General features: G+C 64.1%; 9 protein-coding genes, 3 tRNA genes and 1 pseudogene. 10 read left to right on the forward strand and 3 right to left on the reverse strand.

What is annotated here, in order from left to right; all coding sequences use genetic code 11:
• From ACQY7V_RS08610 to ACQY7V_RS08635, 6 genes are all read left to right on the forward strand, one after another.
• The coding region (locus ACQY7V_RS08610; protein WP_428639783.1) for a toprim domain-containing protein at positions 1-625 on the forward strand (625 nt) is incomplete at its 5' end.
• Positions 626-692: 67 nt separating this feature from the next.
• Positions 693-3,407 (forward strand): DNA gyrase subunit A, encoded by a 2,715-nt coding sequence (gene gyrA, locus ACQY7V_RS08615; RefSeq protein ID WP_428639786.1) that lies wholly within the window; start codon positions 693-695, stop codon positions 3,405-3,407.
• Positions 3,404-3,799 (forward strand): DUF3566 domain-containing protein, encoded by a 396-nt coding sequence (locus ACQY7V_RS08620; protein ID WP_154475632.1) that lies wholly within the window; start codon positions 3,404-3,406, stop codon positions 3,797-3,799. Before gyrA ends, ACQY7V_RS08620 begins: the two co-directional genes overlap by 4 nt.
• 197 nt (positions 3,800-3,996) lie before the next feature.
• A tRNA-Ile gene (locus ACQY7V_RS08625) sits at positions 3,997-4,073 on the forward strand.
• Between the two features lie 28 nt (positions 4,074-4,101).
• Positions 4,102-4,236: a DLW-39 family protein gene (locus ACQY7V_RS08630; protein WP_221437783.1), complete on the forward strand. Its 135-nt coding sequence runs from the start codon at positions 4,102-4,104 to the stop codon at positions 4,234-4,236.
• Between the two features lie 11 nt (positions 4,237-4,247).
• Positions 4,248-4,323: transfer RNA gene (locus tag ACQY7V_RS08635), tRNA-Ala, on the forward strand.
• A gap of 235 nt (positions 4,324-4,558) precedes the next feature.
• On the opposite strand, the gene ACQY7V_RS08640 is transcribed toward ACQY7V_RS08635, so the two are convergent.
• Together ACQY7V_RS08640 and ACQY7V_RS08645 are read right to left on the reverse strand one after the other, a co-directional pair.
• Positions 4,559-6,820 (reverse strand): S8 family peptidase, encoded by a 2,262-nt coding sequence (locus ACQY7V_RS08640; RefSeq protein ID WP_428639788.1) that lies wholly within the window; start codon positions 6,818-6,820, stop codon positions 4,559-4,561.
• Positions 6,821-7,389: 569 nt separating this feature from the next.
• Positions 7,390-8,619 (reverse strand): annotated as a pseudogene (locus tag ACQY7V_RS08645) (IS3 family transposase).
• 694 nt (positions 8,620-9,313) lie between these two features.
• On the opposite strand from ACQY7V_RS08645, the gene ACQY7V_RS08650 reads away from it, so the two are divergent.
• Both ACQY7V_RS08650 and ACQY7V_RS08655 read left to right on the forward strand, forming a co-directional pair.
• Complete coding sequence (locus tag ACQY7V_RS08650; protein ID WP_428639790.1) at positions 9,314-9,526, forward strand: DLW-39 family protein; 213 nt, start codon at positions 9,314-9,316, stop codon at positions 9,524-9,526.
• Positions 9,527-9,535: 9 nt separating this feature from the next.
• A tRNA-Ala gene (locus ACQY7V_RS08655) sits at positions 9,536-9,611 on the forward strand.
• Positions 9,612-9,681: 70 nt separating this feature from the next.
• Here ACQY7V_RS08655 and ACQY7V_RS08660 read toward each other — a convergent pair.
• Complete coding sequence (locus ACQY7V_RS08660) at positions 9,682-10,044, reverse strand: VOC family protein (protein WP_320835846.1); 363 nt, start codon at positions 10,042-10,044, stop codon at positions 9,682-9,684.
• Positions 10,045-10,276: 232 nt separating this feature from the next.
• On the opposite strand from ACQY7V_RS08660, the gene ACQY7V_RS08665 reads away from it, so the two are divergent.
• Both ACQY7V_RS08665 and ACQY7V_RS08670 read left to right on the forward strand, forming a co-directional pair.
• Positions 10,277-11,932 (forward strand): ABC-F family ATP-binding cassette domain-containing protein, encoded by a 1,656-nt coding sequence (locus ACQY7V_RS08665; RefSeq protein ID WP_428639792.1) that lies wholly within the window; start codon positions 10,277-10,279, stop codon positions 11,930-11,932.
• A gap of 557 nt (positions 11,933-12,489) precedes the next feature.
• Positions 12,490-12,747: a GlsB/YeaQ/YmgE family stress response membrane protein gene (locus tag ACQY7V_RS08670; RefSeq protein WP_154475606.1), complete on the forward strand. Its 258-nt coding sequence runs from the start codon at positions 12,490-12,492 to the stop codon at positions 12,745-12,747.
• The last annotated feature ends 64 nt before the right edge of the window (positions 12,748-12,811 follow it).

The following is a 12,811-nucleotide window of genomic DNA, read 5'->3' on the forward strand; positions in this document are numbered from 1 at the left end:
TTTGTGGCGCGACCCCGAGCACCAGGCGATCATGCCGATCAGGGGCAAGATCCTCAACGTCGAGAAGGCGCGCCTGGACCGGGCCCTGTCCTCGGACACGATCCGCTCGCTCATCACCGCCTTCGGCACGGGCATCGGCGAGGACTTCGACCTCGACAAGCTCCGCTACGGGAAGATCGTCATCATGGCCGACGCCGACGTCGACGGCCAGCACATCGCGACCCTCCTGCTCACCCTCCTCTTCCGCTACATGCGGCCCCTCATTGAGCACGGGCACACCTACATCGCGATGCCCCCGCTCTACCGGATCAAGTGGACGAATGCCGAGCACGAATTCGCCTACTCCGACAAGGAACGCGACAAGCTCCTCGCCGAAGGCCAGGCCCAGAACCGGCGCCTGCCCAAGGAGGGCGGCATCCAGCGCTACAAGGGCCTGGGCGAGATGAACGACCACGAGCTCTGGGAGACCACGATGGACCCGGCGCACCGGATCCTCAAGCAGGTGACCCTCGACGAGGCCGCCGACGCCGACGAGATCTTCACGATCCTCATGGGCGACGACGTCGATCGCAGGCGCTCCTTCATCCAGCGCAACGCCGCGGACGTGCGCTTCCTCGACATCTGACATCGACCGAACCAGTCTTATCAAGGCGAGGGCCCCGCCCTCGTCACCCCCGAAGCGAAGGACGAACGTGAGCGACGAGCACACCACTGAGACCGAAGCGGCGGTCGATTTCGACCGTGTCCAGCGGGTCGACCTGCAGGTCGAGATGCAGAGGTCCTACCTCGATTACGCGATGAGCGTCATCGTCGGACGCGCCCTGCCCGACGTGCGCGACGGCCTCAAGCCCGTCCACCGCCGCGTCCTCTACGCGATGTACGACGGCGGATACCGCCCGACCTCGTCCTTCTCGAAGTCCTCGCGCGTCGTCGGCGACGTCATGGGCAACTACCACCCGCACGGCGACTCGGCGATCTACGACGCCCTCGCGCGCCTCGTCCAATGGTGGTCCCTGCGCTACCCGCTCGTCGCCGGCCAGGGCAACTTCGGCACCCCCGGCAACCTCGGCCCCGCCGCGCCCCGGTACACGGAGTGCAAGATGGCGCCGCTCGCCATGGAGATGGTCCGCGACATCGACGAGGATTCGGTCGATTTCCAGGACAACTACGACGGCAAGAACCAGGAGCCGACGATCCTGCCGGCCCGCTTCCCCAATCTCCTCGTCAACGGCTCCGAGGGCATCGCCGTCGGCATGGCGACCCGCATCCCGCCGCACAACCTCCGCGAGGTCGCCAAGGGCGTCCAGTGGTCCCTCGACAATCCCGAGGCCTCCCGCGAAGAACTCCTCGAAGCTCTCATCCGCATCATCCCCGGCCCGGACTTCCCGACCGGCGCCACGATCCTCGGGCACAAGGGCATCGAAGAGGCCTACCGGACGGGCCGCGGCTCCATCACGCAGCGGGCGGTCGTCTCCGTCGAGGAGATCCACGGCCGCCAGTGCCTCGTCGTCACCGAACTGCCCTACCAGGTCAACCCGGACAACCTCGCCGACAAGATCGCCCAGCTCGTCCGCGACGGCCAGATCCAGGGGATCGCCGACATCCGCGATGAGACCTCGGGCCGCACCGGTCAGCGCCTCGTCATCGTCCTCAAGCGCGACGCGGTCGCCAAGGTCGTCCTCAACAACTTGTACAAGCGGACCTCGCTGCAAGAGAACTTCTCGGCGAACATGCTCGCCCTGGTCGACGGGGTGCCCAGGACGCTGTCGATTGACGGCTTCATCCGGCACTGGATCGCCCACCAGATGCAGGTCATCGTGCGGCGCACCCAGTTCCGCCTCAACAAGGCCCTCGACCGCCTCCACATCCTCGAGGGCTACCTCAAGGCCCTCGACGCCCTCGACGAGGTCATCGCCCTCATCCGCTCCTCCGCGACCGTGGACAAGGCGCGATCCGGCCTCATGGAGCTGCTCGAGGTCGACGAGGTCCAGGCCGACGCGATCCTCGCCCTCCAGCTGCGCCGACTCGCCGCCCTCGAACGCCAGAAGATCCTCGACGAGCACACCGAGCTCATGGCGCGCGTCACCGACCTGCGCGACATCCTCGCCAAGCCGGAGCGCCAGCGGGCCATCATCTCCGAAGAGCTCGCCGAGATCGTCGACAAGTACGGCGACGAGCGCCGCACGCGCATCGTCCCCTTCGACGGGGAGATGAGCATGGAGGACCTCATCCCCGAAGAGGATGTCGTCGTCACCATCACCCGCGACGGCTTCGCCAAGCGCACCCGCACCGACAACTACCGTTCGCAAAAGCGCGGCGGCAAGGGCGTGCGCGGCACCCAGTTGCGCGGCGACGACGTCGTCGAGCACTTCTTCGTCACGACGACCCACCACTGGCTGCTCTTCTTCACGAACCTCGGGCGCGTCTACCGGGCGAAGGCCTACGAGATCCCCGAGGGCGGGCGGGACGCGAAGGGCCAGCACGTCGCGAACCTCCTCGCCTTCCAGCCCGATGAGAAGATCGCGCAGGTCCTCGCGATCCGCGACTACGACATGGCCGACTACCTGGTGCTCGCGACGAAGTCGGGCCTGGTGAAGAAGACGCCGCTCAAGCTCTACGACTCCCCGCGTTCGGGCGGCATCATCGCGATCAACCTGCGCGAGGACGAGGAGGGGCGGCCCGACGAGGTCGTCTCCGCCCAGGTCATCTGCGCCGACCAGGACCTCATCCTCGTGTCGCGCGACGGCCAGGCGGTGCGCTTCTCCGCCACCGACGAGCAGCTGCGCCCAATGGGCCGATCGACCTCGGGCGTGCGCGGCATGAAGTTCCGCGGTGATGACGAGCTCTTGTCCATGGAGGTGCCGCGCGAGGGTGCGGACCTGCTCATCGTCACCGAGTCCGGCTACGCCAAGCGCACCCCCGTCGAGGAGTACCCGACGAAGGGGCGCGGCACGATGGGCGTGCGCGTCGGCAAGCTCGTCGACGAGCGCGGCGGCCTCGTCGGTGCCCTCGTCGTGAACCCGGACGAGGACGTCATGGTCATCACCGAGTCCGGCAAGCTCGTCCAGGTCAACGCCTCCGATGTGCGCCCGACCGCCCGCAACACGATGGGCGTCATCTTCGCCCGCCCCGACGGGGACGACCGGATCATTGCGATCACCCCGAACCCGGAGCGGGACATGGATGAGGAGGAGTCCGCGGAGGCGTCTGCGGTTGAGTCTGCGGTTGAGTCTGCGGCGGGGTCTGCCGCGGGGGATTCGTCTGTTGAGGCGGAGGCGCGCGGAGCGGAGGGCGCCGAGTCCCCGACGAATGGCGATTCCGCGCAGTCGGGCGCGAATGACGACGAAACCGCCGTCGAAGCTGTAGCGTCAGACCTGAACTCCATTGAGGAAGGCAACGAGGAATGAGCGACGAGACGACCGTGTACGCCACCGAAGACGCTCCCCGCAGGGTCGACCTGGCGGTTGCCCGCATCGACGCGTGGACCGTCATGAAGGTGAGCTTCCTGCTGTCTGTCGCCCTCGGCATCGCCCTCGTCGTCGGCACGGCGGTCCTGTGGCTCATGGTCGACGGAATGCACGTCTTCTCGACGATCGAGGAGTTCCTCACGACGATCGGCGCGCAGAAGTTCACGGTGCTGCTCGACTACGTGCGCCTGCCGAAGGTGCTGTCCTACGCGACGATCGCCGCCGTGGCCAACGTCGTCCTGCTCACCGCCGCTTCCACCGTGGGCGCGATGCTCTACAACGTCATCGCCTCCCTGGTCGGCGGCATCAAGGTCTCCCTCATGGACGAGTGAGGCGAGCGGCGCCTGAGAGCTTTCGGGGGCGCGCCTGTCGTTCCTTTGGGGGTGCGCGCTTGTCAGTCCTTCGTGGGTGCGCATCGATTCTCCCTTCGGGCGCGCCGATCGACTCCGTGCCGCAGTTCACGTCGTCGGATTTGCCGGTGCGTGTGAAGTGCGGTTACGATAATCCGGTGCCCGAGGGGCACGGATTTGGGCCTATAGCTCAGTAGGTTAGAGCGCAGTCCTGATAAGACTGAGGTCGGTGGTTCGAGCCCACCTAGGCCCACCATCCGCGACGAAGGAAAGGCGGAGATCCCATGAAGAAGTGGATCGGGGTTCTTTCGACGGTCGCAGCAGCCGTCGCCATCGGAATCGTCATTCGACAGATCTCCCAGGATCTTTCCGATAACGTCGAGCTCTGGAAGTCCGTCACAGACGAAACCCTGGACTGATTCCTTCACAAGGGGCTATGGCGCAATTGGTAGCGCACCTGCTTTGCAAGCAGGGGGTTACGGGTTCGAGTCCCGTTAGCTCCACCATCACGAAACGGCCTGATCGCAAGGAAAGTTTGCGATTGGGTCGCTTTTTATTTCATTGGGGAATCGCTCACTGTAGCCATTGCGGCACTTATTCGTTGAGAGTCCGTCCTACGGCGGACGCGCCGTTCACCGTCTCGGCCACCCTCGAGCATGCAAATGGGGTGGGAGTCGAGCGCTCCCACCCCATTTGCTTTGGGTTCACGTCTGCTTTATCGCAGCCCCGGATATTCGCTTGTCACTTGTGACGGCGCGCGAGTGCTACACCGCCGATGCCGACCACGGCGCTTAGAGCGACCAGCGCGAGAAGGGCGGGAGTGTCAGCACCGGTTGCGGCCAGAACGGTAGCGGCCCTGGCCGCCACAGGTGTCGCGGTGGGCTTTTCGCTGAAACCTTCTGTCTTCGTTTCGGGCTCCGCAGGAGCCGCGGTGATTGTCAGTGCCGTGCTGGCGGATCCGCCTTGGGCACCGGTCACGGACAGGGTGTAGGTAGCAGCTGCCGTTTCCTTACCGACGGTCCAGTTCAGCGTCGCAACGCCCTCGGCATCCACAGTTGCGGTGCCGAGCAGGCCGAGGGAACCGGCGCTGAAGCTTGCCGAATCGCCCGGCTTAAGGCCGGTCGCCGTCAAGATGAGTGCTGAGCCGGCACCGCTCGTGGCAAGTGAGTCAGCAGGTGCCTTCGCAGGGTGAACGGAGAGGGAGACCTCGGGGAGGGTCGCGATGCTCGCCACGGTGGTGTCGTCCGCCGCGCGCGCATCGTTATTGCGGCCGTATGCGGTGACATCAATGGAAAGGACGAGCGGATCGTCAGTTTCATTGAGGGACAGTGCTCCCGAACGATTCTCAATAGAAGTCGCAGTCGAGCGGGCAGCGGAGCGCAGTTCAGCCGGATCGATCTCTTCGGTGGTGACCGTGACATCACCGTCGAAGGATCCGTTGGCATCTTGCGACAGCTTCGGCAAGAGAGCATCGACAGCGGCGTTGTCCGAAGCCACTTTCAAGAGGACGGAGGTGGCGGGACCGGTGACGTGCGCACGCACGATGAAGGGGTCGCGGATCGAAGTCGCGTCAGAGAAGTCCTTCCAGGTTTCTCCCGCGTCGGTTGAATAGCTGAGCGTCACCTCGGCAGATGGCTGGTCCTCCAAGACCGCTCCGAGAGCGTTGGCGAGGCCGTGACCGCGGTATTCACTGCCATCGGTCGGTTCCGCCAGGCGTGAATAGAGCTGTTCCGCTTGTCGGTAGAGCACTTCCTTCGTTTCGGTGGCACTGCGAGTCGGATCGACTCCGCGCAGGAGCGCAACGACACCGGCGACGTGTGGCGATGCCATCGAGGTGCCGCTAATTGTTCCGTAGTAGTTGCGGCTGGCTGGGAAGGTTGAGTAAATCGATGAGCCGGGAGCTGCGACCTCAATGTTCTTCACGCCGTAGTTGGAGAAACGCGAACGTGACAGGGTCGCGGTCGCGGCATCGGTGTTATAGGGGCGTGCAACTGCGGAAACGGTGACAACCGAATCGAGCATCGCGGGGATGTCGAGGCCGTTGCTGACGTCACGTCCTTTGATGGCATTATCCGCGCCCACATCGTTAGGAGACTCGTCGTCCGTCGTGGGGTGGTCGAGGTCGTGGCTCGAATTACCGGCGGCCACGACGTTCACAACATCATGATCATCGGCGTACTGGACTGCTCGCGTGACGACTTCGAGGCCCGCTGCCTGGGTGGGTTCGTTCGGAAGCCAGTAGGCCCAAGGATCGACGTAGTAGCTGTTGTTGGTCACATCGAAGTTGTGATCGGCGGCCCAGACAAATGCGCAAACCACGTACTCGGGGTAGAAGAGTCCTTCAGAATTCGAGGTTTTGACAGCTGCCAAGGTCGTGTGCGGGGCGACACCATCGACTCCGATCCCGTTGTGTGCGGCGGCGATGGTTCCGGCGACGTGAGTGCCGTGGTAATGATCGTCAGCCCAGTTCTCCACACCCTGCCTCGGGATGCCGTTGTACTGGCAGCCAACCGATAGGTCGGTATTGATCTGATCCTTGAGGTCCGGGTGGTCCGGAGCGATGCCTGTGTCCAGGACGCCGACGACGACAGGATCGAGCTCAACATCGACCTTCTGAGCTTCGATCGCTCCGATTGCGCTAAGGCCCCAGGCTTGTGAGGAAGAAGGGTCCGGAGTGAAGTCTTCAAGCTGTGAACCATCGGCGAGGCCGGTTGATGCGCGTTCGTTGGCGGCCGCGCGTGTTGTGGGATTCTCGAGAGGCACGACCACTTCGCCGCCTGTGACAGCGGCCTGTCGTGTCGGACCGATGGAGTCGAAGGTGATGCCCGCGGCATTCAGCGCCCGGCTGAGATCCTCGGCGAATCGCGGGTCAACGGATTGGATGAAGAAGCTTGAGAACTGGGGGTATTTCTGCAGTGAAACACCCCATTGCTCGGCCAGGCTGACGGCCTGATCAAAGGATGCGGCGGTGGTGCCTGTGGTGAGATTTACGGCGTAGTTCATCGGCTTACCGTCGGTGGTGAAAGCCGGGGAAGTGATCGAACGAGCCGATGAGCTCACTGAGTCTTCCGCGAGAGCCGGTGAGACGACTCCGAGACCGAGAGTCGCGAGTACTCCGGCTGCGGTCGCAACGGCTATGCGACGTGGTGCAAAGTGTGCAGCCAAGTTATCGTCCTTTTCTTCTGGATTGATGGGGACGATACGATCATTCACGAATCGACTACGCACCAGAGGCATTACCCAGTCTTTGAACAAATTTGACTGTAGAAATACCTGCTGCATAACATCTAAAGTTGTGTGCCCCGCATAGTGTTGCCGTGGGTCATGCTCAACAGCACGAGATTCACCGCGTGATTCTTGAAGGCATCTGCGCACCTCCCGCGAGATACCCCGCGAAGACTAGTAATCGTCACAATAGTGTCGGGTCACTCAGTGAACTCTCCGCGAGGCCTCCGAGCTATCTCCGCGGCCATGTGCGACACGCTTGGGTCAAGTTTCTGGTGGTGGCGAGGGTCTAGTGTAGGGGCTGGTGGCACCTGATGTGAAGCGCTCCGGGTTGTGTTCCGTTTCTTTTAGTGGGTGGTCACCGGTGTTGGTGTCCGGCGTTGATTGTAGGTGTGGATGACCTCTTCGGGCGTCTGGTAGCCCAGTGCCTGATGGAGGCGAGCGGTGTTCCACCAGTGCACCCACGACAAGGTCGCAAATTCGACCTCGGCCGGGGATTCCCACTGCCCGGTGTAGATGAGCTCGGTCTTGTACAAGCCGTTGACGGTTTCGGCGAGCGCATTGTCGTAGGAATCCCCCACGGTCCCCGTCAACGCCTTGATCCCCAGGCCCGTGAGCGTGTCGTTGTAGACAATCGAGACGTACTGGGAGCCGTGGTCACTGTGATGCACGAGCCCCTTCCAGGTTGCCCCGAGCCTGCGCGATCGCTTGATCGAGAGCTTCGAGCGGTAACGCTTGGGTCTTCATGGACGAGCGTGTCGACCAGCCGACAATCTTGCGGGAGAACACGTCGGTGACGAAGGCCGTGTACACGAACCCGACCTTCGTTCGAACGTAGGTCATGTCGGCGACCCACAGTTGGTTGGGCCGATCAGCCGTGAACTGGCGTTGACCAGATCTGGGCGCGTGTCTGCCTGCCTGCCCTTGCGGGTGGTGATGGGGTCCGGCCTCTGCGAACACCACAAATCCCCGCCGTCCGTATGAGCCGGGCGACCTGCTCGCGTCCGACACTCCAACCGGAGCGTTTGAGGGCATGCCACATCTTGCGCACCCCATACACCCTGTAGTTCGCCTCGAAAATCGTGGCGATCTGCCCGATGAGGACGGCATCATTGAGCGAGCGTAGCGACGGGGGCCGAGTTTTCGCCGCCCGGTAGCCCCGCGAGGACACGAACCCGCCGGCGCGTTCACGGTTCAACGTCTGACAGATGAACTCGACAGAAAAACGATCACGATAAGCGTCGATGAAGGCGATTCAATGTCCGACCCTGGGGGGCGGGGTCGGACGCGAAAACAGCCGACGCCACCTTCAAGATCTCATTCGTGCGCCGTAGCTGCGCGTTCTCCTTGCGCAGCCGGCGAATCTCTTCACTCTGCGACGTTGACACTCCCGGGCGCGTTCCAGAATCCACTCGGGATTGGACCACCCAGCGCCGAAGAGATTCCCTCGATGTCCCCAGCTTCATCGCGGTATCAGCGATCACGCTCGTCTCAGACGCTCCAGGATCAACCCGAAGACGATCCTCCACAAGGCGCACAGCCCGATCCTGAAACTCTCTCGGATAGTTCCTTGGCACGCGAAATCCTCTCACAACAACCACGGAACAAAACCCGGAGCGCTTCACCGCGTCTATTTCCATTCAGCGACGGCCGCTTATCTCCTCAAGGCGATCAACCCGAACACCTCGTGGCCTACGAAGTTCGCCGAGGTCATGACGACTTTTCCTCACTCGGTCGAAGCACTTGGTCTCAGTGCTCAGACGATGATGGGATTCCCAGAGGATTGGCGCAGTGAAGACCTGTGGAACTAGGGAGGGGATATCAACGTCGCGGTCCAGTGTCATAGCCTCCAACCGTCAGATCGCGCGCGAGAGCCGCATTCCGCTCACGCAGAGCGATAGTGAGCCGAATGCGGAGTCCCTTGCCGCGCTCGAAGAAGCCCGCGAAGTCGGTACGCGCGGCACATCCCGCTTTACTGATGCTGACGAAATGTTCGAGGCCCTCGGAATTTGAAAGAACTCCGCTCCGAGTGGAAAAGGGCGGGGCCCACCCGCATGACAGCCCTCGATGACAGGTGTTCGGGTTTGAGAGGCGTCCCCGACGTCCTCGCGTTCTGCAACCGCTCAGGCACCAGTGCCTGCCCGCCGAAGCCATCAATGACCGCATCGAGCACCTTGACTGCTCTGCTTTGAGCTTCCCGAACCTGACGAACGACATCAACCGGTCGCTACTCGAAGCTGGCCGCTTCAGGAACCCCCACACACTCTTGCGATGAGCTCGTACACCCGTCTCTTTCCGATGCTCGGAGGCAAGGGTCCGCGACTCACTGCCATTCCCACAGCGCCGACACCGGCACGCCGTAGAGGCCGGGGCGTCATCGCAGCGGCGTTCGCCGCAGGAATCGTTAGCCGCCAGATCGTCGAGGACTTCTCCGATAACGTCAAGCTGTGGAAGTCCGTCACGGGCGAGCCTCTCGCCGACTGAATCCTCCAAGGGGCCATGGCGCAATTGGTAGCGCACCTGCTTTGCAAGCAGGAGGTTACGAGTTCGAGTCCCATTGGCTCCACCATCACGAAACGGGCTGATCGCAATGAAAGAGTGCGCTCGGCCTGTTGTTCACGTCCTCAGCCTCTCCCGCCTCAGGCTTCCGAGATCGCGACGACGTGGCCGTCGGGGTCGAGGGCGTAACCGACGGTCTCACCCCAGGCTCGCGGGCCGAGCGGTAACAGCGTCCGTCCCCCTGCGAGTTCGACGCGATGCAGCCAGGCGGCCGCATCGGGGCGGCGCAGGTAGAGCTCACACCGCTGTCCCTGCGAGGCAGACAGTTCAGGGATCATCGTGGCCATGTCATCGAAGGGCATGAGCCCCAAGGTGACGCCGCCAAGGTCGAATTCGGTCATCCCGGGGACGTCCAACGATGGAGTCTCCTCCAGCACCGCAGCATAGAAATCGCGGGCTCGTCCCTGGTCGGCGACGTAGAGAATGACGCTGTTGGCATGCATGACGGCAGTAACTGCGCAGCCTTCATCGGCGACAAGCCTCGTCCCGAATCCAGGCGTTTCGCTGCTGAGTTTTCGTAGATTCGCTGCATGTGTTTCGTGGTTTCGCTGACCCTCTGCCAGCAGTTCGACAGCTGCCCCTCGCGACCATGCTACCGTTTTTCCATGATCGTCTGACGCCCTCGGCCCTGCCGACACGCTTCCCCTTTCCGCATCGATGCGTTCAGGAGCCCCCGTGCCCGCGATCACCCTCACTGACCTCAGCTTCTCCTACACCGCCGAGCCCCTCCTCGAAGGCGTCTCCTTCACCGTCGTCAACGGCGAACGCGCCTGCCTCATCGGGCCGAACGGCTGCGGCAAAACAACCCTCCTCAACATCGTCACCGGCGACCTCGTCCCGCGCAGCGGCTCCGCCGAGATCACGGGCGTCGAGGGCGGGGCGGCCGGCCTGTGCCGGGCCCCAGATGTTCTCGCAATGACCGGGACCGTCGGCGACTACCTTGATGCTGCGACCGAACCGATCCGTGCCCTCTCCTCCCGCTTCGACGAGGTGAACGCCGCCCTCGCCGCCGGTCCGTCTCCCGCCGAAGAGCAGCGCCTCGCCCGCGAATTCGACGAGCTCCTCGCCCGGATGGAAGCCGTGGACGTGTGGAGCCTCGACGCGCGCATCGAGGAGATCCTCGCCGGCCTCGGCCTCGGTCTTCTCGCAGGTGAGGTCGGGAAGGATCGCGAGCTCGCGACGCTGTCACCCGGCCAGCGCGGCCGCCTCGAACTCGCCGCCACCCTGTTGGCCGCCCCATCCGTCCTCGTCCTCGACGAGCCGACGAACCACCTCGACGCCGAAGCAGCGCGCTTCCTCGCCGCACTCCTTCGGGACTTCCACGGCCCGATCCTCTTCGCGAGCCACGACCGCGCCTTCATCGACGAAACCGCGACCGTCCTCCTCGACCTCGACACCGCGCCCTGGCAGGCCCTCCTCACGGCCACGGGCGGAGGCGTCCTCCCGGGCGTCCAACGCTGCGCAGGCGGATACGCCGACTACCTCGAACGCAAAGCGGCGGCCCGAGCCGAGCACCTCCACCTCCACGCCGCCCAGCAGGAGGAGAAGAAGCAGATCCGCGCCCACCGGCGCTCCGCCGAAGACATCAAAGAGGGCGGCATCCGACTCAAGGAAGCGACTCGCAAGGAAAAGAAGTTCTTCGCCGACCGCGCCTCCAAAACAATGACCCGCAGGACTCGCAATGACGATCGGAAGATGGAGGCCCTCACGCAGCGCGAAGTCCGCAAACCCCGCGAATACCTCCTGAGGATGGACCTCTCGCCCGTCGGGGAGGCGAGCGGATCGCTCGCCCTCGCGATCCGGAAAGCGCATGTGCCCGGCCGGCTCGCACCGATCACCCTCGATGTGCGCGCCGGCGAGCACCTCCTCCTCACCGGCCCGAACGGCTCGGGCAAATCGACGCTCCTCCAATGGACCGCGAGCGGCCAGGCCCCGGCACCGGATTCGACCGGTTCCATCGATCCGGGAGGCCGCCTCGCCCTCGTCCCCCAACGCCTCCCCGCCCTCGGCGACCCCGGACTCGACCCCGAGACCTGGGAAGCGGGCATCGGGGAGCTCGGCACCGGGATCCTCCACCCCTCCATGTGGCACCGCCCGATCGCCGAGCTATCCGCAGGCAACCAGCGGCGCGTCCAACTCGCCCTCGCCGTCGCCGCATCCCCCGAGATCCTCATCGTCGACGAGCCGACGAACTACCTCGACCTCGACTCCATCGAAGCGCTCGAGGGCGCGCTCGCGGACTGGAACGGGACCCTCCTCGTCGCGAGCCACGACCGCTGGCTCCTCGACCACTGGGCGGGGGAGCGCATCGAACTCGAGCCCGCGCGCTGAGGGGGTGTGCGAGTCCCGCTCATGCCACGAGGCTGCCGAGGCGGCGACATGGGTGGCAGCAACGCGGACTCTTCCTCGGCTCTCAATGTCAACAATTCGAGCATTGATGCGAGCAGGTGTGTCTACAACTCGGGCCCCTCTGTGAGGCGGCGCGTCGACAAGTTGGTCATTCGCGGTCTTATTTCGACATTCAGGGGGCCTCAGGGTCTTCCGAAAGTCCGAGTTGTCGCCGGATCTTCCCGTCTAGTGTCCGAGTTGTCGCTGAACCCCTCCCGCGCCCGAGGGCGGGGGTGATCGTCGGCGCCTCAGGGCGCGGCCTCTTCGAGGGCGGCTCTGGCCCGTCTGCGCCTCCTCAGCGTAGAGACGACGGAGAAGGGGAACATCCTCGCAACCTACGGGCCCTTCGGAGACTGAGGGTCCCACCTTCGGACGCCGTTCCTGTGGCGCACTCTTCGCGTCGTGGAGCGACGCTGATCTGCGGTGGGCCCGGAATCGTGAGAGGGTAGAAGCGCGGCGGAGCCTGCGCCGCAATCATTCCGTCAACGAAAAGGAGCCCCATGGGAATCCTCGGCTACATCATCCTCGGCCTCATCGTCGGCGCCATCGCGAAGGCCATCATGCCGGGTCGTGCAGGGGAGGGCTGGGGCTCGAACCTCGTCATCGGCGTCATCGGCGCGATCGTCGGCGGCTGGATCGGCAACTTCGTCTTCAACGTCGGCCTCGGCTCGTTCTGGAACCTCCGGACCTGGATCCTCTCGATCGTGGGTGCGATCGTCGTGCTCGCGATCTGGGGTGCGATCAAGGGCAGGAAGTGACTCTTCAGCGTTGAGGGCGGCGGAAGGATCCTTCCTTCCGCCGCCCTTTTGCTCATCCGGGGGC

Origin of the sequence: Schaalia sp. (genome assembly GCF_050312375.1) — a bacterium.
GTDB lineage: Bacteria > Actinomycetota > Actinomycetes > Actinomycetales > Actinomycetaceae > Pauljensenia > Pauljensenia hyovaginalis.

Bases quoted from the DNA above. Each gene is read 5' to 3' on its own strand.
- ACQY7V_RS08620 (WP_154475632.1), top strand. From the start codon at position 3,404: ATGAGCGACGAGACGACCGTGTACGCCACCGAAGACGCTCCCCGCAGG.
- ACQY7V_RS08630 (WP_221437783.1), top strand. From the start codon at position 4,102: ATGAAGAAGTGGATCGGGGTTCTTTCGACGGTCGCAGCAGCCGTCGCC.
- ACQY7V_RS08640 (WP_428639788.1), bottom strand. From the start codon at position 6,820: ATGAACTACGCCGTAAATCTCACCACAGGCACCACCGCCGCATCCTTT.
- ACQY7V_RS08650 (WP_428639790.1), top strand. From the start codon at position 9,314: ATGAGCTCGTACACCCGTCTCTTTCCGATGCTCGGAGGCAAGGGTCCG.
- ACQY7V_RS08660 (WP_320835846.1), bottom strand. From the start codon at position 10,044: ATGCATGCCAACAGCGTCATTCTCTACGTCGCCGACCAGGGACGAGCC.
- ACQY7V_RS08670 (WP_154475606.1), top strand. From the start codon at position 12,490: ATGGGAATCCTCGGCTACATCATCCTCGGCCTCATCGTCGGCGCCATC.